The organism is Streptomyces fuscichromogenes (assembly GCF_014645815.1).
In the GTDB taxonomy this organism is placed as follows: domain Bacteria; phylum Actinomycetota; class Actinomycetes; order Streptomycetales; family Streptomycetaceae; genus Streptomyces; species Streptomyces fuscichromogenes.
Genome location: NZ_BMML01000023.1, coordinates 162248 through 188407, shown reverse-complemented (window position 1 = coordinate 188407; position 26160 = coordinate 162248). Strand labels below are relative to the sequence as shown.

The 26160-nt window shown below is 73.7% G+C and carries 22 protein-coding genes and 1 pseudogene; 10 read left to right on the top strand and 13 right to left on the bottom strand.

Features of this window, described 5'->3' with window-relative positions; all coding sequences use genetic code 11:
- Positions 1 to 4: 4 nt before the first annotated feature.
- The 4 genes from IEZ11_RS37960 to IEZ11_RS37945 all read right to left on the bottom strand — a co-directional run bounded on the left by IEZ11_RS37960 (position 5) and on the right by IEZ11_RS37945 (position 4718).
- On the bottom strand, positions 5 to 1390 hold the full coding sequence (locus IEZ11_RS37960) for an NADP-dependent succinic semialdehyde dehydrogenase (protein ID WP_189267554.1): 1386 nt from the start codon (positions 1388 to 1390) through the stop codon (positions 5 to 7).
- A gap of 75 nt (positions 1391 to 1465) precedes the next feature.
- Positions 1466 to 1933: an NUDIX hydrolase gene (locus IEZ11_RS37955; RefSeq protein WP_189267553.1), complete on the bottom strand. Its 468-nt coding sequence runs from the start codon at positions 1931 to 1933 to the stop codon at positions 1466 to 1468.
- Positions 1930 to 3468, bottom strand: coding sequence for an ATP-dependent DNA ligase (locus tag IEZ11_RS37950; RefSeq protein ID WP_189267552.1), 1539 nt, complete (start codon positions 3466 to 3468; stop codon positions 1930 to 1932). The genes IEZ11_RS37955 and IEZ11_RS37950 overlap by 4 nt, the downstream gene beginning before the upstream one ends.
- 314 nt (positions 3469 to 3782) lie before the next feature.
- On the bottom strand, positions 3783 to 4718 hold the full coding sequence (locus IEZ11_RS37945; RefSeq protein WP_189267551.1) for an NAD(P)/FAD-dependent oxidoreductase: 936 nt from the start codon (positions 4716 to 4718) through the stop codon (positions 3783 to 3785).
- 78 nt (positions 4719 to 4796) lie between these two features.
- Between IEZ11_RS37945 and IEZ11_RS37940 the strand changes: the two genes are divergently transcribed.
- From IEZ11_RS37940 to IEZ11_RS37915, 6 genes are all read left to right on the top strand, one after another.
- Positions 4797 to 5369 (top strand): helix-turn-helix domain-containing protein, encoded by a 573-nt coding sequence (locus IEZ11_RS37940; protein ID WP_189267550.1) that lies wholly within the window; start codon positions 4797 to 4799, stop codon positions 5367 to 5369.
- Positions 5370 to 5488: 119 nt separating this feature from the next.
- Positions 5489 to 6457: an NADPH:quinone oxidoreductase family protein gene (locus IEZ11_RS37935; protein WP_189267549.1), complete on the top strand. Its 969-nt coding sequence runs from the start codon at positions 5489 to 5491 to the stop codon at positions 6455 to 6457.
- On the top strand, positions 6454 to 7635 hold the full coding sequence (locus IEZ11_RS37930; protein ID WP_189267548.1) for an acyl-CoA dehydrogenase family protein: 1182 nt from the start codon (positions 6454 to 6456) through the stop codon (positions 7633 to 7635). Before IEZ11_RS37935 ends, IEZ11_RS37930 begins: the two co-directional genes overlap by 4 nt.
- Positions 7632 to 8714 carry an acyl-CoA dehydrogenase family protein gene (locus IEZ11_RS37925; RefSeq protein WP_189267547.1) on the top strand — a complete coding sequence of 361 codons (1083 nt, stop codon included), beginning with the start codon at positions 7632 to 7634 and terminating at the stop codon, positions 8712 to 8714. The genes IEZ11_RS37930 and IEZ11_RS37925 overlap by 4 nt, the downstream gene beginning before the upstream one ends.
- Positions 8715 to 8940: 226 nt before the next feature.
- Entirely contained in the window at positions 8941 to 9804 is an 864-nt protein-coding gene (locus IEZ11_RS37920; protein WP_189267546.1) for a phosphatidylinositol-specific phospholipase C/glycerophosphodiester phosphodiesterase family protein, read from the top strand.
- A gap of 102 nt (positions 9805 to 9906) precedes the next feature.
- The gene (locus tag IEZ11_RS37915) at positions 9907 to 10101 is read left to right on the top strand and encodes a hypothetical protein (RefSeq protein ID WP_189267545.1); all 195 of its coding nucleotides are present in this window, start codon (positions 9907 to 9909) and stop codon (positions 10099 to 10101) included.
- Between the two features lie 9 nt (positions 10102 to 10110).
- Here IEZ11_RS37915 and IEZ11_RS37910 read toward each other — a convergent pair whose 3' ends face one another.
- From IEZ11_RS37910 to IEZ11_RS37895, 4 genes are all read right to left on the bottom strand, one after another.
- Positions 10111 to 11355: a phosphodiester glycosidase family protein gene (locus IEZ11_RS37910; protein WP_189267544.1), complete on the bottom strand. Its 1245-nt coding sequence runs from the start codon at positions 11353 to 11355 to the stop codon at positions 10111 to 10113.
- 75 nt (positions 11356 to 11430) lie between these two features.
- Positions 11431 to 11799: a DUF779 domain-containing protein gene (locus IEZ11_RS37905; protein WP_189267543.1), complete on the bottom strand. Its 369-nt coding sequence runs from the start codon at positions 11797 to 11799 to the stop codon at positions 11431 to 11433.
- An 80-nt stretch (positions 11800 to 11879) separates the two neighbouring features.
- On the bottom strand, positions 11880 to 14222 hold the full coding sequence (locus tag IEZ11_RS37900; protein ID WP_189267542.1) for an FtsX-like permease family protein: 2343 nt from the start codon (positions 14220 to 14222) through the stop codon (positions 11880 to 11882).
- Complete coding sequence (locus IEZ11_RS37895; RefSeq protein ID WP_189267541.1) at positions 14219 to 14911, bottom strand: ABC transporter ATP-binding protein; 693 nt, start codon at positions 14909 to 14911, stop codon at positions 14219 to 14221. Before IEZ11_RS37895 ends, IEZ11_RS37900 begins: the two co-directional genes overlap by 4 nt.
- 173 nt (positions 14912 to 15084) lie before the next feature.
- On the opposite strand from IEZ11_RS37895, the gene IEZ11_RS37890 reads away from it, so the two are divergent.
- The 3 genes from IEZ11_RS37890 (at position 15085) to IEZ11_RS37880 (ending at position 18386) form a co-directional block, all read left to right on the top strand.
- Positions 15085 to 16314 carry a sensor histidine kinase gene (locus tag IEZ11_RS37890; protein WP_189267540.1) on the top strand — a complete coding sequence of 410 codons (1230 nt, stop codon included), beginning with the start codon at positions 15085 to 15087 and terminating at the stop codon, positions 16312 to 16314.
- Positions 16311 to 16988 carry a response regulator gene (locus IEZ11_RS37885; RefSeq protein ID WP_189267539.1) on the top strand — a complete coding sequence of 226 codons (678 nt, stop codon included), beginning with the start codon at positions 16311 to 16313 and terminating at the stop codon, positions 16986 to 16988. Before IEZ11_RS37890 ends, IEZ11_RS37885 begins: the two co-directional genes overlap by 4 nt.
- A gap of 66 nt (positions 16989 to 17054) precedes the next feature.
- Positions 17055 to 18386, top strand: coding sequence for an enolase C-terminal domain-like protein (locus IEZ11_RS37880; RefSeq protein WP_189267538.1), 1332 nt, complete (start codon positions 17055 to 17057; stop codon positions 18384 to 18386).
- Positions 18387 to 18399: 13 nt separating this feature from the next.
- Here the strand turns inward: IEZ11_RS37880 and IEZ11_RS37875 are convergent.
- Positions 18400 to 19993: pseudogene (locus IEZ11_RS37875) on the bottom strand (MFS transporter).
- A gap of 192 nt (positions 19994 to 20185) precedes the next feature.
- Between IEZ11_RS37875 and IEZ11_RS37870 the strand changes: the two are divergent.
- Entirely contained in the window at positions 20186 to 21181 is a 996-nt protein-coding gene (locus IEZ11_RS37870; RefSeq protein WP_189267537.1) for an Lrp/AsnC family transcriptional regulator, read from the top strand.
- 47 nt (positions 21182 to 21228) lie between these two features.
- Here the strand turns inward: IEZ11_RS37870 and IEZ11_RS37865 are convergent, their stop codons facing one another.
- The 4 genes from IEZ11_RS37865 to IEZ11_RS37850 all read right to left on the bottom strand — a co-directional run bounded on the left by IEZ11_RS37865 (position 21229) and on the right by IEZ11_RS37850 (position 26117).
- Entirely contained in the window at positions 21229 to 21852 is a 624-nt protein-coding gene (locus IEZ11_RS37865) for a DedA family protein (protein ID WP_189267594.1), read from the bottom strand.
- Positions 21853 to 22021: 169 nt separating this feature from the next.
- Positions 22022 to 23173 carry a substrate-binding domain-containing protein gene (locus IEZ11_RS37860; protein ID WP_189267593.1) on the bottom strand — a complete coding sequence of 384 codons (1152 nt, stop codon included), beginning with the start codon at positions 23171 to 23173 and terminating at the stop codon, positions 22022 to 22024.
- A gap of 266 nt (positions 23174 to 23439) precedes the next feature.
- The gene (locus IEZ11_RS37855; RefSeq protein ID WP_189267536.1) at positions 23440 to 24525 is read right to left on the bottom strand and encodes an ABC transporter permease; all 1086 of its coding nucleotides are present in this window, start codon (positions 24523 to 24525) and stop codon (positions 23440 to 23442) included.
- On the bottom strand, positions 24522 to 26117 hold the full coding sequence (locus tag IEZ11_RS37850; RefSeq protein ID WP_189267535.1) for a sugar ABC transporter ATP-binding protein: 1596 nt from the start codon (positions 26115 to 26117) through the stop codon (positions 24522 to 24524). The genes IEZ11_RS37855 and IEZ11_RS37850 overlap by 4 nt, the downstream gene beginning before the upstream one ends.
- Positions 26118 to 26160 lie beyond the last annotated feature (43 nt).

Sequence of the window (26160 nt, the reverse complement as noted above, 5' to 3'; positions counted from 1 at the left end):
ACCCTCACGCACCCTGCCAAACGGTGGTGATGTTGCAGAACTCCCGGATTCCGTGCCCGGACAGCTCACGGCCGTATCCGGACCGCTTCACACCGCCGAAGGGAAACGCCGGGTGGGAGGCGGTCATGCCGTTGACGAAGACGCCGCCGGCCTCCAGGTCCCGTACGAACCGGTCCACCTCGGCCTCGTCCCGCGTCCACACGTTCGAACTCAGCCCGAAGGGCGAGTCGTTGGCGATGAGGACCGCCTCGTCCAGGTCACCGGCCCGGTACAGCGTGGCCACCGGCCCGAACGCCTCCTCGCGGTGGATGCGCATGTCGCGGTGGATCCCGGCCAGCACGGTCGGCGGATAGAACCAGCCGGGCCCGTCCGGCCGCTCCCCGCCGCACAGCACCTCGGCGCCCGACCGCCTCGCGTCCTCGACCAGCTCCTCCAGATCCTTCCGCCCCTGCTCGCTCGCGAGCGGCCCGACGTCCGTCCCCTCGTCCATCGGGTCGCCGGTCCGCAGCGCCGCCATCCCCGCCACGAACCGTTCGGCGAACGCGTCGTAGACGTCCGCGTGCACGATGAACCGCTTCGCGGCGATGCACGACTGCCCGTTGTTCTGCACCCGCGCCGTCACCGCGATCCGCGCGGCCCGGTCGATGTCCGCGGAGGGCATCACCACGAAGGGGTCGCTGCCGCCCAGTTCCAGCACCGTCTTCTTGATCATCTCCCCGGCGGTGGAGGCGACCGCGCGGCCCGCGGGCTCGCTGCCGGTGAGCGTCGCCGCCCTCACCCGCTCGTCGCGCAGGACGTCGTCGACCGCGCCGGAGCCGATCAGCAGGGTCTGGAAGCAGCCCTCCGGGAAGCCCGCCCGGTGGAACAGGTCCTCCAGGTACAGGGCGGTCTGCGGGACGTTGGAGGCGTGCTTGAGCAGGCCCACGTTGCCCGCCATCAGCGCGGGCGCGGCGAAGCGGACCACCTGCCAGAGCGGGAAGTTCCACGGCATCACGGCGAGCACCGGCCCGATCGGGCGGTAGCGCACCCGTACCCGGGACGCCCCCGAGTCCTTCACGTCCGTCTCCGCCGGCTCCTCGTCGGCCAGCAGCTCCGCGGCGTGGTCGGCGTACCAGCGCATCGCCTTCGCGCACTTGGCGGCCTCCGCGCGGGCCTGCTTGATCGGCTTGCCCATCTCGGTGGTCATGGTGCGGGCGATGTCGTCCAGGTCCGCGTCCAGCAGGTCGGCGGCCCCGTGCAGCAGCCGGGCGCGCTCGGCGAAGGCGCTCCTGCGGTACGTGCGGAACGTCGCCTCGGCGAGTTCGAGCCGGCGTTCGAGCTCGTCCTCGTCCATGGCCTCGAACGTTTCGAGCGTCTCGCCGTTCGCCGGGTTGACCGTCGCGATGGGCATGGCTGACCTCCCTGGGAGCGGGCTTGCTACGACCTTCCCGCGCGGCCGGGCCGATCGCAACGTAGGAGGCTCCGTTCAGCCCGAGTGCTCGGCCAGCCGGTCCACAAACGCGGCCTGGGCCCTGACGATCAGCTCGCGGGCCCGGTCGGGGGTCAGCCAGGCCACCCGGTCCAGCTCGGGGAACTCCTGGATCCGGCCCGACCTCGGCGGCCACTCCATCGTGAAGGTGCCGGGCTCGATCGCGGCCGGATCCAGGTCCGCCTCGATCGCCCACGCCGTCACGATCTTGCCGTTGGTCTGCCGGACCTCGCCCAGCCCGATCGCCTCGCCGTCCGGCGGCGGCAGGCCCAGCTCCTCCTGGAACTCGCGCCGGGCCGCCTCCCAGGCGGTCTCGTCGGGCTCGTACTCGCCCTTGGGGACGGTCCACGCCCCCGCGTCCTTCTTCGCGAAGTACGGCCCGCCCATATGGCCGAGCAACACCTCAAGGCCCTCGCCGGTATGCCGGAACAACAGCAGTCCGGCGCTTCGCTTCGGCTCGGTCAAGGCCGTACCTCCGGGTGCGCGGCCAGCAGGGTCTCCACCGTATCGGCCTCCTCCGGCCGCTTGTCCCCGCGGTGGCGGACCACCCGGGCGAAGCGGAGGGTGACGCCGGCCGGGTAGCGGGAGGAGCGCTGCAGGCCGTCGTAGGCGATCTCGACGACGAGTTCGGGGCGTACCGTCACCACCCGGCCGTCGTCCGAGACCGCCAGCTCCTGGAGGCGGGCGGTCTGCCACTCCAGCATCGCGTCGGTGAGACCTTTGAAGGTCTTGCCGAGCATCGCGAAGCCGCCGTCCGGGTCGCGGGCGCCGAGGTGGAGGTTGGAGAGCCTGCCGGTGCGGCGGCCGTGGCCCCATTCGGCGGCCAGCACGACCAGGTCCAGGGTGTGGACGGGTTTCACCTTCAGCCAGGAGGCGCCCCGGCGGCCGGCGCTGTAAGGGGCGTCGAGAGCCTTGACGACCACACCTTCGTGGCCGCGGTCCAGGGTGGCCGCGAGGAACTCCTCGGCGCCCGCGGTGCCGTCCGGCCCGGACACCGGTGCCCGGCGCACCCGCATCGGTTCGGGGACCAGCCGGGCCAGTTCCGCGTGCCGTTCGGCGAAGGGGAGGTCGAGCAGGTCGCGGCCGTCGACGGAGAGCGCGTCGAAGAACACCGGGGAGACCGGCACCTCCCGCGCCGCCTTCGCCACGTCCGTACGGGAGCCGACCCGGCCCGCCGTCTCCTGGAAGGAGCGGGGGCGGCCGGCCGTGTCGAAGGAGATCACCTCGCCGTCCAGGACGAATCGCTCGCCGCGCAACTCCCGTGCGGCGGCCACCACTTCCGGAAGCCGGTCGGTGATGTCGTCCAGCGTCCGGGTGAAGATCCGCACCGTGTCGCCGTCCCGGTGGACCTGGACCCGGATGCCGTCCAGCTTCTCCTCGGCCACGCACGCGCCCAGCTTCGCCACCGCCTCGGCGACCGAGGATGCGGTGTGCGCCAGCATCGGCAGCACCGGGCGGCCGACGGTGAGCCGGAAGCGGTCCAGGGCGGGCGGGCCGTCCGCCAACAGCGCCTCGGCCACCGTCTGGAGGGACCCGGCGAGCATCACCGCCCGGCGGACGGCGGCCGGGTCCGCGCCGGTCGCCTGCGCGAGCCCCTCGACGGCGACCGCGTCCAGGGCGCCCTGCCGTACCTCCCCGGTGATCAGCCCCAGCAGGAAGCGTTGCTCGTCCGCCGTCGCCGCGCCCATCAACTCGCCCGCGATCCTCACCCGTTCGGCCTGCGAGCCGGGTCCGGAGACCTCGCCCAGCTCGGTCAGCAGGGCGTCGACGCCCCGGACGGTGAGGGACGGCGCGGCGGCCGGCGGCACGGACCGGCCCAGCACCTTCCAGCCGACACCGAGCCGTCCCTGCGGGAGCCGCCCGGCCAGATAGGGGATGACGACCGGCACGTCGTCGGGGTCCGCCTCCCGGAAGAGCCCCGCGAGCAGCGCGGTCTTCCGGGACCGGGCCGCGGTGGCGGCAATCTCCCGGGACACGTCGACAAGCCGACTCAGCAGCATGCAGCCATGGTGCAACGGGCGGGCCGGGCCCACACGGCAGCGGGCGCACCGGACCGCGTGACAGCGGGCGCGGACCATATGGCTGTGGGTGTGCCGGGCTACACGGCGGTCGGCGCCGGACCATATGGCTGTGGGCGCGTCGGGCCACACGGCCGCGGGCGCCGGACCGTACGGCAGCGGGCGCGTCCGGACCGCAGTGGGCGCGTCCGGACCGCGGCGGTGCGGTCGTCGTCGGTTTGCTCGGGCATCGTCGGCGTGGTCCGTTCCCGCGTGGCCCGCGCACCGTCGTCGTGGTCCGCGCTCGCCCGGACCGGCTACGCCCGCGCCGCGGGGGCCGCGTCCAGGTCCGCGAAGAGCAGCTCGCCGTTGATCGCGGCGCCGGCCCGGTAGCCGCGGCTTGCCGCGTTGATCACCTGTTCGGCGAATCCGCTCGCGTTGCCGGCCGCCCACAGGCCGGGCACGGTCGTCAGGCCCCGTTCGTCGATCACGGGATAGCTGCCGAAGGGGGTGCCGGCGAGCTCCGCGCCCAGCGCGACCAGCAGGTCGTTCCGCGGGACCGGGCGCGGGGCGACGAACAGCGCCTCCCGCTCGTGCACGTGCCCGTCCGCGAGGCGTACGCCCGTCAGCCGGTCGTGCTCGATCCGCAGTCCCGCGACCTCGCCGGGCACCACCCGTACCCCGGCGGCGGCCAGCCGGCGCACGTCGTCGTCGGTGAGGTCGGCCTCCGCCACCTGGTGCAGGAAGAGGGCCACGTCCTTGGACCACTGGGTGACCATCAGCGCCTGGTGCACGCTCATCGGGGTCGTGGCCAGCACACCGAACGCCTGGTCGCGGACCTCCCAGCCATGGCAGTACGGGCAGTGCAGCACATCCCGGCCGAAGCGTTCGGCCACTCCCGGGACGGGCGGGAGCTCGTCCTTCAGGCCGGTCGCCACGACCAGGTGCCTGCCGTGGACGGTCCGGCCGCTCGCCAGCGCGACCGTGAAGCCGTCGTCCCCGGTCGCGCCCACCACCCGGTCCCGGACCAGCTCCACGCCGTACCGGGCGATCTCCTCCCGGCCCACGGCCAGGAACTCCGCCGGCGGCATACTGTCCCGCGACAGGAAGCCCTGCATGTGTGCCGCCGGGGCGTTGCGCGGCTCGCCCGCGTCGACGACCAGGGTGCGGCGCCGGGCCCGGCCCAGGACCAGCGCGGCGGAGAGCCCGGCCGCGCCGCCTCCGACGACGACCACCTCGTACGTATCGGTCATGGTGACCACCTCCGCGGCCGAGAGTCGCCCGACCGCTGCCGGATTGACAAACGTCTTTGCCGAAACTGCAATGCAGGCATGACTACGGACGACGTCCTCGCAGGCGTGGGCCCCCGGCTGCGCCGGCTCCGCAAGGAGCGCGAGGTCACCCTCGCCGCCCTCTCCGAGACCACCGGCATCTCGGTCAGCACCCTCTCCCGGCTGGAGGCCGGGCTGCGCAAGCCCAGCCTGGAGCTGCTGCTGCCGATCGCGCAGGCCCACCAGGTGCCCCTGGACGAACTCGTCGGCGCCCCGCCGGCCGGCGACCCCCGGGTGCGGGCCAAGCCGATGGAGCGGTACGGCCGCACCTTCCTGCCGCTCACCCGGCAGCCCGGCGGCCTCCAGGCCTTCAAGGTGCTGGAACCGCAGCGGAAACTCGACCCCGAGCCGCGTACCCACGAGGGCTACGAGTGGTTGTACGTGCTGTCCGGGAAGCTGCGGCTGGTGCTCGGCGAGCACGACGTGGTGCTGGCGGCGGGCGAGGCGGCCGAGTTCGACACCCGGGTGCCGCACTGGTTCGGGTCGACGGGGGAGGGGCCGGCGGAGTTCCTCAGCCTGTTCGGACCGCAGGGGGAGCGGATGCACGTACGGGCCCGGCCGAAGAGGGCGTGATGAATCCGGCGTTCCCCGGGAGGTTGTTCCCTCGATGGCAAGCGACCGCTTAGTATGCGATGGACCCGGTCAGACGACGGTCGGACGACGCAGTCGACGCAGTCCCGTGGAGGCACCGCATGCAGGCATGGCAAGTGCACGAGAACGGCGAGCCGAGCGAGGTGATGCGGCTCCAGGAGGTGGAGCGGCCCACGCCCGGCGACGGCCAGGTGCTGCTCAGGGTGCGTGCCGCCAACATCAACTTCCCCGATGTGCTGATGTGTCGTGGCCACTACCAGGTGCGTCCGCCGCTGCCGTTCACCCCGGGCGTGGAGATCTGCGGCGAGACCGAGGACGGCCGCCGGGTGATCGCCAACCCCGCGCTGCCGAACGGCGGTTTCGCCGAGTACGCGGTCGCGGACGCCGCCGCCCTGCTGCCCGCCCCGGACGCCCTGGACGACGCGGAGGCCGCCGCGCTGCACATCGGCTACCAGACGGGCTGGTTCGGCCTGCACCGCCGGGCGGCGCTCCAGGCCGGCGAGACGCTGCTGGTGCACGCCGCCGCGGGCGGGGTCGGCAGCGCGGCCGTACAGCTGGGCAAGGCGGCCGGGGCGACCGTCATCGGTGTCGTGGGCGGCGCCGACAAGGTCGCGGTGGCCCGTGAGCTGGGCTGTGACGTCGTCATCGACCGGCGTGCCGAGGACGTCATCGCCGCCGTGAAGGAGGCCACCGGCGGCCGGGGCGCCGACGTGATCTTCGACCCGGTCGGCGGCGAGGCCTACACCCAGTCGGCCAAGGTCGTCGCCTTCGAGGGCCGGATCGTGGTCGTCGGCTTCGCCAGCGGCACCATCCCGAGCCCGGCGCTCAACCACGCCCTGGTGAAGAACTACTCCATCCTGGGCCTGCACTGGGGCCTGTACGCCACCAAGAACCCCAAGCTGATCGCACACTGCCACGAGCAGCTCACCGAACTGGCCGCGAGCGGAGCCATCAAGCCGCTGGTGAGCGAGCGGGTGCCGCTGTCCGAGGCCGCGGCGGCCGTGCAGCGCGTCGGTGACGGTGTCACCACCGGTCGCGTCACGGTGGTACCGAAGGGAGCCGCAGCATGACCGACGCTGCCGAACTGGGGCGCCGCACAGCAGAGTTGCTGGCCGCGTACCCGCCCGCCTCGACCGAGAAGCTCGACTTCCTCAAGGCCCGGTTCGATGCCGGGCTGGCCTGGGTGCACTACCCGGAGGGACTCGGCGGCCTCGGCGCCCCGCGCTCCCTCCAGGTCGTCGTGGACGCCGAGTTGGAGGCCGCGGGCGCCCCCGACAACGACTCGCGCCGCAACGGCATCGGGCTCGGCATGGCCGCGCCGACCATCCTCAAGTACGGCACGGAGGAGCAGAAGCAGCGCTATCTGCGGCCGCTGTGGATCGGCGAGGAGGTCTGGTGCCAGCTGTTCAGCGAGCCGGGCGCCGGCTCCGACCTGGCCGCGCTGGGCACCCGGGCCGTCCGTGAGGGCGACGACTGGGTGGTGAACGGGCAGAAGGTCTGGACGTCCGGCGCGCACAACTCCCGCTGGGCCATCCTCATCGCCCGCACCGACCCGAACGTGCCCAAGCACGCGGGCATCACCTACTTCGTCTGCGACATGACCGACCCGGGCGTGGACGTCCGGCCGCTGCGGCAGGTCACCGGCGAGGCCGAGTTCAACGAGGTCTTCCTCACCGACGTCCGCATCCCCGACTCCCGTCGCCTCGGCGAGATCGGCGACGGCTGGCGGGTGGCGCAGACCACGCTGAACAACGAGCGCGTCGCCATCGGCGGCATGCGGCTGCCCCGCGAGGGCGGCATGATCGGCCCGGTCGCCAGGACCTGGCGCGAACGGCCCGAACTGCGCACCCACGACCTGCACCAGCGGCTGCTGAAGCTCTGGGTCGAGTCCGAGGTCGCCCGGCTCACCGCCGAACGGCTGCGCCAGCAGCTCGTCGCCGGACAGCCCGGCCCGGAGGGCGCCGGCATGAAACTCGCCTTCGCCCGCCTCAACCAGGAGATCAGCGGCCTTGAGGTCGAACTCCGTGGCGAGGAAGGCCTGTTGTACGACGACTGGACCATGCGTCGGCCCGAACTGGTGGACTTCACCGGCCGCGACGCCGGCTACCGCTACCTCCGTGCCAAGGGCAACAGCATCGAGGGCGGGACCAGCGAGGTCCTGCTGAACATCGTCGCCGAGCGCGTCCTGGGCCTGCCGGCCGAGCCGCGCACCGACAAGGACGTCGCCTGGAAGGACCTGGCCCGATGAGCACACAGCCCGATCTGCTGTACTCGGAGGAGGAAGAGGCGCTGCGGGCCGCGGTGCGGGATCTGCTCGCCGACCACTGCGACGCGCCGGGCGTCATCGCCCGCACCGAGTCGGACGTCCCGCACGACGCGGCCGCCTGGAAGGCTCTCACCGAGGGCATGGGGCTCGCTGGGCTGCTGGTACCGGAGAAGCTCGGCGGCCAGGGCGCCTCGCATCGCGAAGCCGCCGTCGTCCTGGAGGAGCTGGGCCGGGCGGTGGCGCCGGTGCCTTATCTGACCAGTGCCGTGGTGGCCACCGAGGCGCTGCTGGCCTGCGACGACGCGGAACTGCTCGGGAAGCTGGCGTCCGGGCGGACCGTCGGGGCGCTGGCCGTGGGGCTGCACACCGCCCCGGGGTCCGCGTTCCCGGCCGTACGCGTCGAGGACGGGCGTCTGCACGGTGAGCTGACCGGCATCGCGGACGCGGTCGCCGCGGACGTGCTGCTGGTGCCCGGCGACGACGGCGGGCTGTACGCGGTCGAGGCGGGCGCCGTGACCGTCACCCCGCAGGTGTCCTTCGACCTGACCCGGCCGCTCGCCACGGTGAGCCTGGACGGGGCGGCGGGACGTCGCGTGGGCGACGCGGAGCCCGCGGTACGGCGTGCGCTGCGGGCCGGGGCCGGGCTGCTGGCCTCGGAGCAGTTCGGGGTGGCCGAATGGGCGCTGACCGAGACCGTGCGGTACCTCAAGGAGCGCAAGCAGTTCAACCGGCCGGTGGGCGGGTTCCAGGCGGTCAAGCACCGGCTGGCGCAGCTGTGGCTGGAGGTCGTCAACCTTCGCGCGGCGGCCCGCGGTGCGGCCGACGCGCTGGCCTCCGGCGGGGACGCCGACGTTCTGGTGGCCGTCGCTCAGGCCTACGCGGCGCCGGTCGCCGTGCACGCCGCCGAGGAGGCGTTGCAGTTGCACGCGGGGATCGGGATGACCTGGGAACATCCGATCCATCTGTATCTGAAGCGGGCCAAGGCTGATTCGATCGCCTTCGGGACGGCGGGGGCGCATCGGGTGGCGCTGGCCGGGCTGGTCGATCTTCAGGCGCCCTGATTTCCGGCTTGTGGGCGCGGGTGCGTGGGGGCTGGTCGCGCACCCGCGGCGGAGCCGCATATGCGAGACGGCCCCGCACCCCTTACGGGGCGCCCGTGTCGGGGTCCGCATGAAATGAACCGAGGGTGGCAGTCCGGCCAACTCCCTGTGCAGGTACATCAATTGGGCTCTGCTCGAACGCATACTCCCTTGGGTCACTCATGGCCCTACAAGGGAGGCAGAGCACATGGCCCTCACCACCCGTCGCAGAGCCCTCACCACCCTCGGCGCCGCCCTCGCCGGTGCCCTCGTGCTGCCCGGCGCGCAGGCCTGGGCGGGCGGTGGGCACCGCGGTCGGCGGCCGCTGTGGCGTGCCCACGCCCACAACGACTACGAGCACACCCACCCCCTGTACGACGCCCTCGACCACCGCTTCGGCAGCGTCGAGGCCGACATCTTCCTCGTCGGCGACCAGTTGCTGATCGGCCACACCGTGGACGACCTCGACCCGACACGTACCCTCGAATCCCTCTACCTCGACCCGCTGGCCGCGATCGTCGAGGCCAACCACGGTTCCGTGTACCGCGGTCGGCGCAGGCCGCTGCAACTGCTCATCGACATCAAGACCGAGGGCTCCTCCACGTACCTGGAGCTCGACCGGCATCTGCGGCGCTACCCGCACCTGTTCACGACGTACCACCGGGGCAGGGTCGTCCCCGGCGCGGTCACCAACGTCATCTCCGGTGACCGCGCGGCCCGCACGCCGATGGAGGCGCAGGCCGTGCGCCGGGCCTTCTACGACGGCCGGCTCACCGACCTCGGGACCTCGGCGCCCGCCTCCTTCGTGCCGCTGATCAGCGACAACTGGCAGCTCAACTTCACCTGGTTGGGCGAGGGCGGGTTCCCCGACGCCGAGCGGCAGAAGCTGCGCGCCATCATCGGCCAGGCGCACGCGCACGGCCGGACCGTGCGCTTCTGGAACACCCCCGACGCGGCGGGGCCCGCCCGCGACGCGCTGTGGAGCGAACTGCTCGTCGCCGGCGTCGCCTACTTCAACACCGACGACCTGGCCGGCCTGGAGGCCTTCCTGGACGCCCACCCGGCGTCGTAACACCACTCGAACGGGGGCCGTGTCAACCGCACGGACCCACCCTCCGCTACGCCACACTTACGGCCGAACGCCCCGAAACGGGCGTGGCGGAGGAGGTTCGCGATGGCCGTTTCCATCTCTGTGGTGCTGCTGCTTCTGCTGCTGGCCGTGATCTTCATGCGCCAGGGCTCCCTGAAGATCTCGCACGCCCTGGTCTGCATGCTGTTCGGGTTCTTCCTGGCCAGCACCAGCATGGCGCCCACCATCAGCAGCGGGCTCACCACGACTGCCGACCTGGTCAGCAGTCTGAAACCCTGAGCGGCCCGCTCAGGGTTTCCAGAAGACCCCGATCCCGTTCGCCACGGCGCGCTCCGGGCTGTCGGTCGGGTGGTTGAGCACACTCACCGCCTTCGCCCCCGCGGTGCGGGCCACCATCGTCGTGGAGCCGCCTCCGTCCAGGCTGAACGCGTCCGCCGCCCCCAACCGCCGCATCTCCGAAGCCACTTCGGCGATGGTCATACCGCTGCGGTAGGCCGCCGCGCCGTCCAGCGCCAGCAGCAGAAGCCGGTGCCCGCCGTTCGCGTAGCCGACAGCCGTGCGTACGGCCGAGGTGCTGTCGTTCAGCCCGGGCAGCGGCCTGCCGTCGCGCAGCACCGGATAACCGCCGACCGCGAAGCGGTACGGGATCCTGGTGGCGGACGCCACCAGGTGCTCACGCACCGAGACCCGTTCGCCCTTGGCGAGGGCGCGCAGCCTGTCCGCGCCCGCCTCCCGGCCCAGCAGGACGGTCGTACCCGCGGCGATCGCACCGCTGCCCGGGGTGGCCGACGAGGCGACGACCCTCCCGGCGCGGATCCGCACCTCGTAGGTGTCCCTGCTGCACCCGGCGGCCCGGTCGGTGTCCGAACCGCAGGTGGCCCGCTTGCGGGAGGTCCTGCCCCAGGCGGCGGTGTAGGCGCCGACGGAACCCTGCGCCAGCGCGTACTGGTTGAGCCCCCGCAGCGTGAGGGTGGCGTCGGGGGTGCGGACCGAGCCGGCCAGTGTCAGCCGGTCCAGCCGGGCCCGGCGGTCCACGCCGACGCCGAAGACGTCGGTGGTGTCGGTGTCCGGCGGCAGTGCCGGCCCGAACCGCTGGGCCGTCGGCACCGCCGACTTGAGCACCCTGCCCTGCGCGATCGCCGGGCCGACGCTCGCTCCCGTCGCCTCGACGCCCGGGTGCTGGGTCTCGGTGATGTTGAAGAAGTCGCCGTTCACGCCCGCGACCGCGCCCGCCGCGGCCGCCATTGTGGACACCCGCGACCGGGCCGCCACCGCGCCCGGCGAGAGCAGGTCCACCTGCACGTGCGGGTCGGTCAGGTCGACGGTCAGCAGATGGGCGTGGACCGTGCCCTTGGCCGCCGGGACGTCGAACTGCCGGTAGGCGACGCCGGACGCGATCCGCCCGGCGGCGCGCGACACGGCGTCGGCCGGTGCCGCCCCGGTGAGGGCCGCACCGGCCAGCAGGCCGGACGTCGTGAGAATCGTGCACAGATGTCGGGTGGTCGCCGCGAACCGCCTCTGACGACGCGTCATCGCTCCCCCTGATGTCTCGTCAAGTTGCTCGGGAATCAGGGGAAGTGCAGCAGACGTGTGTGACCGGTGGGGCCGCTAGCCGTCGACTACGCGAGAACGGGTGAGAAAACGCACCCCCTCGGGTGCTTCCAGGGAGAAGCCGCTCCCTCGTCCGGGTACCACGTCCACGATCAGCCGGGTGTGGCTCCACACCTCGTACTGGCTGCGGGACATCCAGAAGGTGACCGGCTGCTCGACCCCGTCCACCGCCAGCTCGGCCAGCAGCACGTCCGAGCCGCCGGTGCGGAACTCGCCGTCCGGGTAGCACATGGGCGCGCTGCCGTCGCAGCAGCCGCCGGACTGGTGGAACATCAGCGGGCCGTGCTCGGCGTGCAGCCGGCGCACCAGCTCGGCGGCCTGCGGGGTGAGTTCGACGCGCGGAGGCGTCGCTGTCGTGTCGGCCATGGTCACCCTCCTGGGGCCGGGGCGGCGGACCCCCTCAGTCTCATGCCTCGTCACCGGCGCGTCCAGAACCGGTCGTCGGACTACTCGGTGCGCAGCGCGGTCGCCGTCCGGACCCGGGCCGCCCAGCCCGCCGGGAGCAGTGCGCCGAGGATCGCGAGCGCCGTGCCGCTCAGGGTGAGGAGGAGCAGTTCGGGTGCCCGGTAGACGTCGAGGACCACGTCGGGCAGGCGCAGTCCGGCGCTGTCACCCATGGCGGGCATGACCACGCCGTGCACGGCGAGGCCCAGCGGGACGCCGAGTGCCCCACCCGCCAGCCCCGGCAGGACCACGGAGGCGATCACCAGCGTCACCGTCTGCCGGGGTGTCATCCCGAGCGCCTTGTGGATGCCCAGGTCGCGGATGCGCTCATGGGTGTCGAGGACGACCCCGCCCAGCACTCCGAGTCCGGCCACCGCCGTCAGGATCAGGGTGAGCGTCGCCGCCAGCGTGTCGAGGGCGACCGCACCGTCGCTGCCGTTGACCGACTTGGTGTCGGTGGCCGAGACGCCGAGCGGCTTCAGGACCGCGTTCAGGTGTTTCACGTACCCGGCGACGTCGGTGCCCCGGGTGAGCCGCACGGAGTGGTCGGTCGGGTGCAGGTCCGGGTCGGCGGTGCGGAGCGTCGAGAGGTCCGTGAACACCCGGAGGCCTTGCTGGCCGACGTCGAAGACCTCGCCGACGATCCGGATCCGCACCGGCGAGCCGTTCACGGTGAGGGTGACCGTGTCGCCCACCTCGGTCCCGCTCGCGGTCAGGAACGGGCTCGCCACCACCGCCTCGCCCGCCGTCCGGACCCAGCGCCCCGACACCATCACGAACCCGCCCCAGGAGGCGTCGCCGGCGTAGGCGATCACCGGCACGCTCCCCGTCACCCCGGCGACCCGGGCCTCGGCGGTGACGCTGCCGTACTGGTCGCGGGTGCCCGGCCGGGCGGCGATCGCGGCCCGCACGGCGGCTGCCTCGGCCGCCGTCACCCGGGTGGCCTCCGGGGGGACGGGCCCCGGCTCTCCCGGCCGTTCGGCGCTCACGGTCACGTCGGCCGCGTTGTGGTTCTTGGCCGTGATCACCTCGCCCAGGGAAGCGGCCATCCCGGTGGCGAAGGTGACCGCGGCCGTACCGAAGACGACCGCCGCGACCATCGAGGCGGCGCGGGCGGGCCGGTGGAAGGGCCGGGCCAGGCCGAGACCCACCGGCCGTGGCACCGGCAGCCGGGCCGCCAGCCGGGCCGCCCCGCGGCCCCGGCCCGTCACCGGGGTCCGGCCCACGGCCAGCGCGTCGACCGTGCGCAGCCGCCCGGCCCGCCAGGCACTCAGCCACGCCGTGCCGGCCACCACGCCGAGCACCCCGCCCACGACCGCCAGGTCGACCCCGGCGGAGACCCCGAGCCCGACCGACCCGTACACGGCCGAGGTGTCCGCCAGCAGCGGTGCGGCCAGCAGGTGCCCGGCGGCCAGGCCCAGTCCGGTGCCGATCGCGGCCGGCACCAGCGCCTGCGCCACATAGGCCCGGACGACCTGCCCCGGAGTACAGCCGACCGCCTTGAGGACGCCGATCCGCCGCAGCCCGGTGCCCACCGAACCGGCCACCACGTTCCCGACGACCAGCGCCGACATCACCAGGCCCAGCACCCCGAAGGCGACCAGGAACGGCACGTACAGGGCGGTCTCCCGGGTCGCGAACAGGCGTACGGAGAGCCAGGACCGGGCTCCCGAGAAGGCGCCCTTCGGCACGGCCGCCGCCAGCGCCGCACGGTCCCGGGCGACCTGGGCGTCGGTGGCCGCGTGGGCGAAGCGGTACAGCATCTGGTAGCTGTCGGCCCGGCCGGACCGGGTGAGTCCGGCGATCTGCGCGGGCACCACCCAGGCGTCGGCGGTACGGCTCACCGAGCGGGCGGTGCCGACCACGGTGAGCGTCGGACCGCCGGGCAGGCCGGGGAAGTCGAGCTGTCGCCCGAGCCGTACGGGCGGTCCTTCCGGGTCCACCGCGAGCACGATCTCGCCGGTCCGGCGCGCCCACCGGCCCTGGGCCACCGTGAGCCGGTCCACCGCCCCGCCGGGATCGGCGCGCCCGACGACCGACAGCGTGCCCAGCGCCGCCGGCGTGACGGTCGTCGTCGGGAACGGGCCCGACGATCCCGTCACCCCGGACGCGCGCGCGGAGGCCGCGACCTGGGCCGTGGTGGCCCGGCGCGCGTCGAACTGCGCGGTGAGCTGGGCGCCCCGCTGGCGGGCGAAGGCATGGTCGAAGGGTGCCCGGGAGGCCACCAGCAACGCCCCGGCCAGCACGGACGCGGTCACCGCCAGCAGCGTGGCCAGGGTGATGACGAGGGTCTGGGTTCGGCGCCGGGTCATGCCCGAGCGGACCACCCGGAACAGGACGCTCATCGGACCGCCTCCGTCGTGACGTCGGCGGTGATCCGGCCGTCGGCGAGGTGGACCGTGCGCCGGGTGCAGGCCCTGGCCAGGTCGTGGTCGTGGGTGACCAGGACGAGGGTCTGGCCGTCGGCGTTCAGCTCCTGGAGCAGCCGGGCGACGTCGGCGCCGGACGCGGAGTCCAGGGCGCCGGTCGGTTCGTCGGCCAGCAGCAGCGCCGGGCGGTTCATCAACGCCCGTGCCACCGCGACGCGTTGCCGTTCACCGCCGGACAGCCGGCCGGGATACGCGCTGGCCTGTGCCGCGATGCCCAGCGAGTCCAGCAGCTCCGCGGCCCGGCGGGCGGCCTCCCGCCGTCCCGTTCCGGCCAGTTGGGCGGGCAGCGCCACGTTGTCGGCGACGGTCAGGTCGTCCAGCAGGTTGAAGAACTGGAACACCATCCCGACGCCCGCCCGCCGGTAACGGGCCGCGCCCGACTCGCCCAGCCCGTCCACCCGGACGCCGTCCACGGTCACCGTGCCCTCGTCCGGCCGGTCCAGACCCGCGATCAGGTTCAGCAGCGTCGACTTGCCGCTCCCGGAAGGCCCCAGCACGGCCACCGCCTCCCCGGGGGCCACGGTCAGGGTCACGTCCAGCAGCGCGGGCGGTCCGGCGTCGTAACGCCGGGTCACGTCCCGTAGTTCGATCAGCGGTGTGGTCATCGGTGGGTCTCCGTCCCTCGGTGGCCGCCGACGCTAGGGAACGCGCCGGGCCGGGTACGACGGCCGCCGGGGGTAATCCCCGTACCGTGCCGGAGGTACGGGGCGCCGGGTCATCCTTGAGATGTAGTCGGAGGAGGGATGCCCGGGAGCCGCGGGACGCCGAGAATGGGGCGATGACGACGACCTGGGTGTCCGGCCTGCTGTCACGACTGCGCGCGCCGGCCGGGCCGGGCGGTCCCGCGCCCGAACAGACCGCGCGCGGGCGGCTCTTCGACACCGGCCTCGCCCTGCTCGTCCTCGTCTCCGAGATTCAGTACGCGGCTGACCCGGACGGGCCGACCGGGCGGCACCGCATGACGGTCCTGGTCTGTCTGGCGGCCCTCGCCTCCGTGCCGCTCGCCTGGCGCCGCCGCTACCCGCTGGCCGTGCTCTGGATCGTGCTGGCGGCGAACATGCTCACTCCCGGCGACGTCACCCGGCTCACCTTCTACGCCTGTGTCATCGCCGCCTACAGCGCGGCCGCCTACAGCCCCCACCGGATGGCGGCGACGGCCACGCTCGCCCTGGCCGTGCTGGTCACCGTCACGATCGGGAGGTCGGTCCCGCACACCCCCTTCGGCGTCGAACCCACCGTCCCCACCCAGTACGTGCCCCTGCTCATCGCCGCGCCGCTGGTCATGGCCACCCTCGGACTGCGCACCTGGAAGGTCCGGGCGGGCGAGAGCCGGCTGCGGCTGGCGGAGGTGGAGCGACGGCAGGCCGAGGCGCTGCGCAGCGCCGTGGAGCACGAACGGGCAAGGATCGCCCGGGAGTTGCACGACGTCGTGACGCACAACGTGAGCGTGATGGTCATCCAGGCCGGTGCCGCCCGTAAGATCATGGACAGTTCACCCGAGCGGGCCCGTGAGGCGCTGCTCGCGGTGGAGGAGGGCGGCCGTACGGCGATGGGGGAGCTGCGGCAGGTGATGGGGCTGCTCACGATGGACGACCCCGAGGAGACGGAGCTGGAGCCGCAGCCGGGTCTGGAGCGGCTCGGCCCGCTGGTCGAACGGGCCCGGGGCACCGGTACCCCCGTCGAGCTGTCGGTCTCCGGAGCGGTCCGGCCGCTGCCCGGCGGGGTCGAGCTGACCGCCTACCGTGTGGTGCAGGAAGCACTGACCAACGCCCTGAAGCACGCGTCCGGTTCGCGCGCCGTCGTGTGCGTCGACTACGGCAAGGACGAACTGCGCGTCGAGGTCACCGACTCCGGGGGCACCTCCGGGTCGGCCGCCGCGACGGGCAACGGGCGCGGACTGATCGGACTGCGCGAGCGGCTCGCCGTGTACGGAGGCACCCTGGCCAACGGGCCGCGTCCGCTGGGCGGTTACCGGGTGCGGGCCCTGATCCCCTTGGAGCGCACGTGAGTTCACCGGCCGTTCCGCCCCGGGTCGTCGTCGCGGACGACCAGGCCCTGGTCCGCACCGGCTTCCGGCTGATCCTCGCGGCCGACGGCATCGAGGTCGTCGCCGAGGCCACCGACGGCCAGGAAGCCGTGGAAGCGGTACGGCGCACCCGGCCCGACGTCGTCCTGATGGACATCCGGATGCCCGGGCTCGACGGCCTGGAGGCGGCCCGCCGGATCCTCGCCGCCCCCGACCCGCCGCGCATCCTGATGCTGACCACCTTCGACCTCGACCGGTACGTGTACGCGGCGCTGTCCGCCGGGGCCAGCGGCTTTCTGCTCAAGGACGTCACCCCCGAACACCTGACGGCCGCCGTCCGCACGGTCCGCTCCGGCGACGCGCTGCTGGCGCCCGCCATCACCCGCCGCCTCGTCGAACGGTTCGCCCGGTCCGGTGCCGACAGCGCCGCCCTCCACCGCGACCTGGCCCGTCTCACCCCCCGCGAACTCGACGTCCTGCGCCTGCTCGCCCAGGGCCTGTCCAATGCCGAGATGGCCGCCCACCTCCACCTCTCCGAGGCGACCGTCAAGACCCATGTCTCCCGCGTCCTCGGCAAACTCTCCCTGCGCGACCGCGCCCAGGCGGTGGTCGTCGCCTACGAGACGGGGCTGGTCACTCCGGGCGGCCGGGAGTAGCCCCGTCCGGATCCGCAGTGGTTCCGATCCCTGGCCATCGTCTTCATATGTAGATACTGTCTCCGTATGAGCCAGCCCTTCGTCACCCGTTTCTCCGTCTACCCGGTAGCGGGCCGGGACTCCATGCTGCTCAACCTCTCCGGTGCGCACGCCCCGTACTTCACCCGCAACGTGGTGGTCGTCGAGGACTCCGAGGGCCGGACCGGGCTCGGCGAGGTGCCCGGCGGGGAGGCGATCACCCGGACCCTGCGGGATGCCGAACCGCTGGTCGTCGGCTCCCGGCTGGGCGACCACCAGCGGGTGCTGCGGGCCATGGGGGAGGAGTTCGGCGGGCGGGACGCGGGCGGCCGCGGGGAGCAGACCTTCGACCTGCGCACCACCGTGCACGCCGTGACCGCCGTCGAGTCCGCCCTGCTCGACCTGCTCGGCCAGCACCTGGACGTGCCCGTCGCCGCCCTGCTCGGCGACGGCAAGCAGCGCGACTCGGTACGCGTCCTCGGCTACCTCTTCCACGTCGGCGACCCCGACCGCACCGACCTGGACTACCTCCGCGAACCCGAAGCGGACGTGGCGTGGTACCGGATCCGCCGCGAGGAGGCCCTCACCCCGGAGTCGATCGTCCGGCAGGCCGAGGCGGCCTACGACCACTACGGCTTCCGTGACTTCAAGCTCAAGGGCGGGGTCCTGGCGGGCGCCGAGGAGGTCAAGGCCGTACAGGCCCTCAAGCAACGCTTTCCCGAGGCCCGGATCACCCTCGACCCCAACGGCGCCTGGTCCCTGCGCGAGGCCGTCGAGCTGTGCCGGCCGCTGGTCGGCACCCTCGCCTACGCCGAGGACCCCTGCGGGGCCGAGGACGGCTACTCCGGGCGCGAGATCCTCGCCGAGTTCCGCCGGGCCACCGGACTGCCCACCGCGACCAACATGATCGCCACCGACTGGCGGCAGCTCACCCACGCCCTCGCCCTGCAGTCGGTGTCGATCCCGCTCGCGGACCCGCACTTCTGGACCATGCGCGGATCGGTGCGGGTGGCCCAGCTCTGCCACGAGACGGGGCTGACCTGGGGCTGCCACTCCAACAACCACTTCGACATCTCGCTGGCCATGATGGCCCACTGCGGTGCCGCGGCCCCCGGCGACTACAACGCCCTGGACACCCACTGGATCTGGCAGGAGGGACAGGAGCGCCTCACCGTGGAACCGCCGCGGATCACCGGCGGCGAGGTGGCGGTGACCGACACCCCCGGCCTGGGCGTCCGTCTCGACATGGACCGGCTGCTGGCGGCCCACACCCTCCACGAGGAGCAGGGCCTCGGCGCGGGTCGGGACGACGCGGCCGGGATGCGGTACCTCGTGGAGGGCTGGAGCTTCGACGCCAGACGGCCCTGCCTGGTGCGCTGACCCGGCGCCGCCGTCAGGCGTCCTGGGTGGCCGAGGCCTTCCCGGCCGTGGTGCGTCCCGCCGCCCGGAGCGTCGGCCGCTGCCGGGGCGTGCGCAGCAGGACCGCCGCGACCAGGGCGGCCAGCAGCGTCAGGCTGCCCGCGGTGATCAGGCACAGGCGCATTCCGTCCAGGAAGGAGTCGCCGAGCGCACCCATCGTCTGCCCGGTCCGCGCGCCCAGGTCCAGCCCGGCGACCGCGCCCAGGCCTTCCGCCCGTGCGACCGAGACGACCTGCTCCTGCGTGGCGCCGGTGACCCCGGCGTCGGTGAGCCGGCCCGGCAGCGCGTCGAGCGCCCGGGTGGTGAGCAGCGCGCCCAGGACGGCCGGGCCGAGCGCGCCGCCGACCTGACGGAAGGCGTTGTTGCCGGCGGCGGCCATGCCGGCCAGCTGGTACGGCACGGAGGCCACCGCGGTCGCGGTCATCGGCGTCATGACGAAGCCCATGCCGAGGCCCAGCAGCGCGAGCCGCCAGGCCACCGAGGCGAACGAGGTGTCGGCGGCCAGGCCGGTCAGTGCGAACTGGGCGGCGGCGACCAGCAGCAGACCGCCGGTGATCATCACCCGTGCCGATATCCGGTGCATCAGCCGCCCGGCCGGCCCGCCGACCAGCAGGGCCGCCCCGGTGACCGCCAGCAGCCGCCACGCGGCCGCCATGGTGTCGAGCCGCTGCACCATGCCGAAGTAGAGGCTGAGCACGAAGAAGAACCCGATGAGCGCCAGGAAGCTGGTCATCGCGACCAGCGTGGTGGCGGTGAACGCCGGGCTGCGGAACAGGCTCAGGTCCAGCATCGGGCTGTCGCTGCGCCGCTCCACCAGCACGAACGCGGCACCGGCGACCACGGCCGTGAACAGCGCCACCATCACCTTGACGTCCGTGAACGAGTCCGCCCCGCCCTCGATCACGCCGTACACCAGCGCGGTGACCGCGAGCGTGGCGGTCAGCTGGCCGGGCCAGTCCAGGCGGCGCCCGTGCGGCGCCCGGGAGTCGGGCAGCCGCACGGGCCGCGACGGCGACCGCCAGCAGCGCGACGGGAACGCTCGGCAGATAGACCCAGCGCCAGGAGAAGTGCTGGACGACCACACCGGCGATCAGCGGGCCGACCGCCAGGGCCGCCATCAGACAGGTGGCCCAGACACCGATGAACTTGCCGCGCTCCCGGTGGTCCGGCACCGCATGGCTGATCAGCGCCAGCGTGGTCGGCAGCAGCGCGGCCGCGCCGACGCCGGCCAGGGCCTGTCCGGCCCAGACGACCCCGATCGACTGCGCGCACAGGGCGGTGACGGCGCCCGCCGCCGAGAACAGCAGACCGGCCTGGAACACCTTCTTGCGCCCGTGGACGTCCCCGAAGACCCCCGCGGTCAGGATGAACGCGGCCATCGGCAGTACGAACGCGTCCTGCACCCAGGACAGTTGGGCGGTCGAGGCGTTGAGCGCGGCCTGCAGCGCGGGCAGGCTCACGGCGACGGTGGTGACCGGAAGATAGGCGACGAAGACGCCCAGGCAGGCCATGACGATGGTGGCCGCCCGCCGCTCGACCGGCGTGCTCGCCGGTGTCGTGACGTTCACGGAGATGCTCCTTCGCGGCGCACCGCACCGCGGTCGAAGGCCACCGGCGGGTCCGGTGGCCTGTGTCTGCGGGCTCCCGAGGGGAGACCCGCCGGCACAGCATCCGGTCTGCACACCCACAACCACCAACCAAGTGGCCTTCCGGCTGCAAAAACCTCCATTGAACCCGCGATCGCGTGACAGACTTCCGCCATGCTCGACATCGTGGACAGAAAGATCCTCCGCGCCCTCCAGTGCGCCCCCCGGCTGCCGTTCCGCCGGATCGGCGAGGTGGCCGGCGTGTCCGAGCAGACCGCGGCCCGCCGCTATCAGGCGCTGCGCCGCAGCGGCACACTGCGCGTGCTGGGGCTCGTCAACCCCCGGGTGTACGGCTCCGCGCAGTGGGTCGCCCGCGTCCGCTGCCGCCCCGACCGGGTCGGCCCGCTCGCCGACGCCCTGGCCCGGCGCCCCGACATCGCCTACGCCCATCTGGCCTCGGGCGGTTCGGAGATCTTCTGCGTGATCCGCTCGCCGCTCGACACGGAGCGCGACGACGCCCTGTTCCGGCAGCTGCCGAAGTCCGCCTCGGTCCTGGACGTCAGCGTCGATCTGCTCCTGCACGAGTACGGCGCTCCCGGGACTGCCGAGTGGACCGGCTACGGCGACAGCCTCGACGCCGAGACGGTACGGCTGCTCACGGCCGAACGGCCGTCGCCCGCCCCCGCGCCCCCGCCGCCGCCCGCGGACGAGGACGCCCCGCTGCTCGACGCCCTCGCCGAGGACGGCCGTACCACCCACACCCGGCTCGCCGAGCGCACCGGCTGGTCGTCCGCCCGGGTGGCCCGCCGGCTGGAGTCGCTGGAGAGCTCCGGCACCCTCGAATACGAGGTCGAACTGCTGCCGGAACACCTGGGCTATCCCCTCAACGCCACCGTGTGGCTGCGCGTGGCCCCCGCCCATCTGGAGCGGGTCGGCGAGGAGTTCGCCCGCCACGAGGAGGTCCCGTTCGTCGGGGCCGTCACCGGCGAGTACAACCTGCTGGCCAGCGTCGTCAGCCGGGACCCCGACGACTTCTACCGCTACCTGACCACCCGTGTCGCCGCCACCTCGGGCATCGACGGCTACAGCGTCAGCATGCGGGCCCGCCCCCTCAAGAAGGCGGCATCCCTCATCTCCCGCGGCCGCCTGGTGCCACCGGTGTCCTTCTAGCCGCTACGAAGGGGCCGCCCGCGGCGCGCGCGGAACCCCGGCCAGGGTCAGCGGTCGCGGTGTGCCCGGCGCGCCTCCGCCAACAGCGGCAGCAGGGACAGTGCGACGATCACACCGACCACCGGCAGCAGATAGCGGTCGATGTGGGAGACCGAGGAGCCCAGGGCGTACCCGGCGAGGACGAAGCTCTGCGACCAGAGGACTCCGCCGACGGCCTGCCAGAGGGTGAACGGCCGTACCGGCACCCCGAGCGCCCCGGCCGCCGGATGCAGCACCGACCGGAGCATCGGCACGAAGCGGCCGATCACCAGCGCCTTGCCGTATCCGTAGCGGGCCAGCAGCCGCTCCGCCCGGGCCGCGCTCTCCCGCACCCGCCGCCGGGAGGTCCGGGCCAGCAGCGGCCGCCCGCCGTGCCGGCCGATCAGATAGCCGACCTGCCCGCCCGCCACCGCACCGACGGCCGCGCACACCAGCACCTGCCACAGCTCCAGCCGGGGCGGCCGGTCCGCGGTCGCCGCGCACAGCACACCGGCCGGGAAGAGCAGCGTGTCCCCCGGCAGGAAGAAACCGAAGACCAGCAGCGCCGACTCGGCGAAGATCACCGCCAGGACGCCCAACGCGCCGAAGGCGGCGAGCAGCGAGCCGCTGTCCGTCGGATTGACGGCGATCACCACGCTCGCCTCCCCGCCCTGTTCGCCGGCCGTCTCGTCCCAGTGTCGCGTGACGACGGCCGGGTACCCGCCCGCAACACCGTGCATCCCGACGTCCGATCTCCAGGGCCGGCCGGGCGGTGCGGGAAGCCTCGCCGGACCCGTCACCGGGCGCCGCGGGTGTCGGTGCTCACTCGGTGCTCACTCGGTGCGGAAGCGCGGGACGCGGCCCGCGGGCGGCCCGTCCGCCCCAGATCCTCCGGTACGCCTCACGGTAGCCCGGCGGGTCCCAGGCCGTGGCCCCGGCGCTGTTGGCGGCCGTCGAGACATGGGTCGGGGCGACGTAGCCGCTGGCCGGACGACCGGAGAAGGCGCGGTTGAACTCGTCGGTGATCTGCCAGCCCTGCTGCGACAGCGGCTCGGGAACGGTGGCGGCCTGGTACTGCCGGCTGTTGATGCGCTGGAAGGCGGACGGATCGCCGTCCCCGGCACCGATGTTGAAGGGCGGGCCCGCCCCCTTGCGGCCGGCCGCGCGGAAGGCGGGGGCGGCGTCGGCGAAGTACAGGTCGTTGATGGCGGCGGAGTGGGTCCAGGTGTCCGGGAAGCGGGCGAGCAGGGAGGAGATCTCGCGCGGGGTGCGGCTGCTCGCGTCCGGGATCGGGATGTTCTCGTACGCGAGCAGCCGTACTCCGGCGCAGTCGGCGAGGTTCGCCCTGATCAGCTCGGACTTCCGCTTCGCGAACGGGACCGAGGCGTCGGTGAACAGGACGACCCCGGCCCGGCCGCCGGAGTGCGCGATGATCCACTGCGCGGTGATGCCGGCCACGTCCTCGACCCGGGTGGTGACGTTGGTGAAGAGCGCGGGCCGCCTGCTCGGGCCGGGGGTGGCGACCGCGTGCCAGCCGACGAGCGGGATGCCGGCCGCACCCGCCGCGGCGACCTGCCGGGAGGTGGAGCCGGGGTCGAAGCCGCCGATGACGATGCCCGAGGGCCGCAGGGCCACGGCCTCGCTCATGGCCGCCTGGATGCCGGCGGGGCTGCCGCCGCCGTCGATCACCCGGACCTGCCAGCCGATCACGCGCACGGCCTCCCGCAGACCGTTGGCGACGCCCGCGACCCCGGGGTTGGTCATGGTCTGCGCGACGAACACGAGCGTCCTGCCGGACACCGCGACGGGCCCGGTGGTCGGTCCGTTCCAGACGGTGTCGGTCCGCTCCGCCCGCGCGACGGCGGCCCGTGCTCCGGCCAGGACGGCGGGGCAGCCGCCCGGACCGGTGGTGGCGGGCGCGGGGGTGTTCGACGGACCACGCTGACAGCCGCTCAGCGCGACCGCCACGGCCACCACCACAAGACCGACGGACCTGCCCCGCCCACCCCGGCGGACACCGACCTTACCGACGCGGCACCGGACAGCACCTCGCGACGGAACGACCACCGGGGCACGGCCGGGGGCGGCGGCGGGTACGGGGGAGGGGCGGCGGCCGGGGCCGGGGCCTGGTTCGGAATCGGGCGTGGGCCCGGATCCGGGGTCGGGCGAGATGCGGGTGCGAGGTACGGGTTCGGTGCGGGGTTCGGGTTCGGGTTCGGAGCCGGGGGCCCTGGTGCGGGTCATGGCGGGGGGTCCGGGGGGCCGTTTCCGGGTTCGTGTGCGGGCTTGGGCGCGGGCGGCGGGTCGTGGGCCGCGTCGGCCCCGGTGCGGAGTCGGCGGGCGGAGTAGCCGGCCAGGCCCACCGCGAGCAGCAGCGTGCCGCCGTAGAACAGGGGGACCGTCCAGAACGCGGCGCCGAGTTGCCCGATGCCGGTGAGGCCGACGGCGAGCACGGCGACGGCGACGAGCGTGCCCAGGGCGTTGGGCCGGCCGGGCCTGATCGCGGTGGAGCCGAGCAGGGCGCCGACGAACGCGGGCAGCAGGTAGTCGAGACCGACGCTGGGATTGCCGATCTGCTGCTGAGCCGCCAGCAGGACCCCGGCGAAGCCGACGATCAGCCCCGACGCGGCGAACGCGTGGACCGTGTACCTGCGGACCGGGATGCCGACCAGTTCGGCGGCGCGTGGATTGGCCCCGATGACGTACAGGCACCGGCCGAACGGCAGTCGCTCCAGCATCACCCAGAGGACGGCGGCGAGGGCGAGTACGTAGAACGCGGGCAGCGGCAGGCCGAGGAACGTGGCGTCGTAGAGGTCGGTGAAGGCCGTCGGCAGACCCTGCGGGCCCGGGACGATCCTGCCGCCGCCCGTGATCCAGCCGGTCACGGCGTAGAGCATGCTGCCGGTCCCGAGGGTGGCGATGAAGGAGTCGATCCGGCCGAACTCGACGACCACCCCGTTGAGCAGGCCCGTCACCCCGCCCCCGGCGATCACCGCGAGGCAGGCCCAGGGCCAGGGCCATCCGGCGTCGACGACGAGGTGCAGCACCATGACGTGGGCCAGGCCGAGACCGTAGCCGAGGGAGAGGTCGAAGGAGCCGGTCACGACCGGGACCATGGCGGCGAGCGCGAGGACGGCCGGGATCGACTGGTTGGACAGGATCGAGTCGACGGTGTCCCGGGTGGGGAACGTACGCGGCAGCATGAGGGAGAAGACCAGGACGAGCAGCGCGGTGAGGACCAGCAGACCGTAGGCGCCCGCGAGATGCCAGGCCGGCCCCCGCCGCAGCGGCCGGGAGCGGGGGGCCGGGGGCGGCGGGGCCGTCATGAGTCCGTGGTCGGGCCGGGCGCCGGCAGAGCCGAGGCCGCCCGGGCGAGCCCCGTGACGGTGAGGTCCGCGCCGCTCAGCTCGCCGGCCACGCGGCCGCGGACGAACACCAGCGCGCGCCGGCACACGCCCGCCACCTCCTCGAAGTCCGTCGAGACGAGCAGGACCGCGAGACCGCCGGCCAGCGCCTCGTCGAGCAGCCGGTGGACCGCGGCCTTGGCTCCGACGTCCACGCTCGCGGTCGGCTCCTCCAGGATCAGCAGGCGCAGGTCAGCCCGGAGCCACCGGCCGATCAGCACCTTCTGCTGGTTGCCGCCGGACAGCGCGGCGAGCGGGGCCTCGCCGTCGCGGGGGCGCACCGCGAACCGTTCGATCAGTTCCGCGGTCCGGGCACGTTCCCGGCGGGGCCCGATCCAGCGCAGCGCGGGCGGACCGCCCGCCCGGGGGTTGGCCAGCAGGTTCTCGCGCACGGTCAGCCCCATGGCACAGCCCTCCCGCTGTCTGTCCCCGGGCACGAGGCCGACCCCGACGGCGACGGCTTCGGCGACCGTGCGGGGCCGGTAGGGCCGGCCGTCCAGCAGGACCCGCCCGCCGAGGAGGGGCCGGGCCCCGGCCAGCGCACGGCCCAGCTCCCGGTGCCCGGCGCCCGAGAGACCGACCAGGCCCAGTGCCTCCCCGGCCCTCAGCTCCAGGGTGACCGCGGCCGTGCCGGCGGTGCGCGCGTCGTGCAGGGCCAGCACGGCAGGGCCGCCCCCTGAGGCGGTCGCGGGACGCGGCGGGCGGGCCCGTCGTCTCTCCGGTTCCTCCAGCCCCGCCGCTCCGTCGTGTTCCTCGCCGACGATGTCATGGACCAGCTGTTGGGGGCTGTGGTCCGCCAGCGGGCCGTGGCTGACGAGTCGGCCGTCGCGCAGGACGGCGAAGGCGTCGGCCACCTGGTACACCTCGTCCATGCGGTGGGTGACGTAGAGGATGCCGTGCCCCCGGTCCCGCAGGGTGTGCAGCACACGGAAGAGCCGGGCGCAGTCCGCGGCGGGCAGGCGGGCGGTCGGCTCGTCGAGCACGACGAGCCGCGCGCGGGCCGCCAGGGCCCGGCCCACGGCGACCAGCGACCGCTCGGCGGGACCGAGCCGGGCGACCGGGGTGTCCGGATCGAGGTGCCCGGCGACCGTCTCCAGGGCTTCGGCGCAGCGCTCCCGGGTCCGCCGCCAGGAGATCAGCCCGGCGCGGCGCGGATATCCGGCGGTCAGGGCGATGTTCTCGGCGACGGTCATCCACTCCACGAGCCCGAGGTCCTGGTGGATGAAGGACATGCCGCGGGCGGCGGCACGACTGCCGAGCGGGTGCCCGGCCACCGTCACCGAGCCCGCGTCGGCACGATGGACCCCCGCGAGCACCTTGATGAGCGTGGACTTCCCGGCACCGTTGGGGCCGAGCAGGGCGAGGACGCTGCCGGCCCGGACGTCGAGGTCGACCCCGTCCAGCGCACGGGTCCCGCCGAACCGCTTGACGAGCCCGCGGATCCGCACCAGAGGATCGGCTCCGAAGGCCGGGACCGCGTTCGCAGGGGTGCCGGGAAGGTCGTGCACGGACATCTCCGGGGGTCGGCCTGGCGTTCTCTTCCCGACTCTCACCAGC

What these genes read in the sequence shown, in the direction of transcription:
- IEZ11_RS37850 (WP_189267535.1), bottom strand. Translation starts at nt 26,117, where the DNA reads ATGTCCGTGCACGACCTTCCCGGCACCCCTGCGAACGCGGTCCCGGCC.
- IEZ11_RS37950 (WP_189267552.1), bottom strand. Translation starts at nt 3,468, where the DNA reads ATGCTGCTGAGTCGGCTTGTCGACGTGTCCCGGGAGATTGCCGCCACC.
- IEZ11_RS37870 (WP_189267537.1), top strand. Translation starts at nt 20,186, where the DNA reads ATGCTCGACATCGTGGACAGAAAGATCCTCCGCGCCCTCCAGTGCGCC.
- IEZ11_RS37905 (WP_189267543.1), bottom strand. Translation starts at nt 11,799, where the DNA reads ATGGCCGACACGACAGCGACGCCTCCGCGCGTCGAACTCACCCCGCAG.
- IEZ11_RS37940 (WP_189267550.1), top strand. Translation starts at nt 4,797, where the DNA reads ATGACTACGGACGACGTCCTCGCAGGCGTGGGCCCCCGGCTGCGCCGG.
- IEZ11_RS37925 (WP_189267547.1), top strand. Translation starts at nt 7,632, where the DNA reads ATGAGCACACAGCCCGATCTGCTGTACTCGGAGGAGGAAGAGGCGCTG.
- IEZ11_RS37930 (WP_189267548.1), top strand. Translation starts at nt 6,454, where the DNA reads ATGACCGACGCTGCCGAACTGGGGCGCCGCACAGCAGAGTTGCTGGCC.
- IEZ11_RS37890 (WP_189267540.1), top strand. Translation starts at nt 15,085, where the DNA reads ATGACGACGACCTGGGTGTCCGGCCTGCTGTCACGACTGCGCGCGCCG.
- IEZ11_RS37960 (WP_189267554.1), bottom strand. Translation starts at nt 1,390, where the DNA reads ATGCCCATCGCGACGGTCAACCCGGCGAACGGCGAGACGCTCGAAACG.
- IEZ11_RS37945 (WP_189267551.1), bottom strand. Translation starts at nt 4,718, where the DNA reads ATGACCGATACGTACGAGGTGGTCGTCGTCGGAGGCGGCGCGGCCGGG.
- IEZ11_RS37935 (WP_189267549.1), top strand. Translation starts at nt 5,489, where the DNA reads ATGCAGGCATGGCAAGTGCACGAGAACGGCGAGCCGAGCGAGGTGATG.
- IEZ11_RS37915 (WP_189267545.1), top strand. Translation starts at nt 9,907, where the DNA reads ATGGCCGTTTCCATCTCTGTGGTGCTGCTGCTTCTGCTGCTGGCCGTG.
- IEZ11_RS37900 (WP_189267542.1), bottom strand. Translation starts at nt 14,222, where the DNA reads ATGAGCGTCCTGTTCCGGGTGGTCCGCTCGGGCATGACCCGGCGCCGA.
- IEZ11_RS37895 (WP_189267541.1), bottom strand. Translation starts at nt 14,911, where the DNA reads ATGACCACACCGCTGATCGAACTACGGGACGTGACCCGGCGTTACGAC.
- IEZ11_RS37910 (WP_189267544.1), bottom strand. Translation starts at nt 11,355, where the DNA reads ATGACGCGTCGTCAGAGGCGGTTCGCGGCGACCACCCGACATCTGTGC.
- IEZ11_RS37880 (WP_189267538.1), top strand. Translation starts at nt 17,055, where the DNA reads ATGAGCCAGCCCTTCGTCACCCGTTTCTCCGTCTACCCGGTAGCGGGC.
- IEZ11_RS37920 (WP_189267546.1), top strand. Translation starts at nt 8,941, where the DNA reads ATGGCCCTCACCACCCGTCGCAGAGCCCTCACCACCCTCGGCGCCGCC.
- IEZ11_RS37855 (WP_189267536.1), bottom strand. Translation starts at nt 24,525, where the DNA reads ATGACGGCCCCGCCGCCCCCGGCCCCCCGCTCCCGGCCGCTGCGGCGG.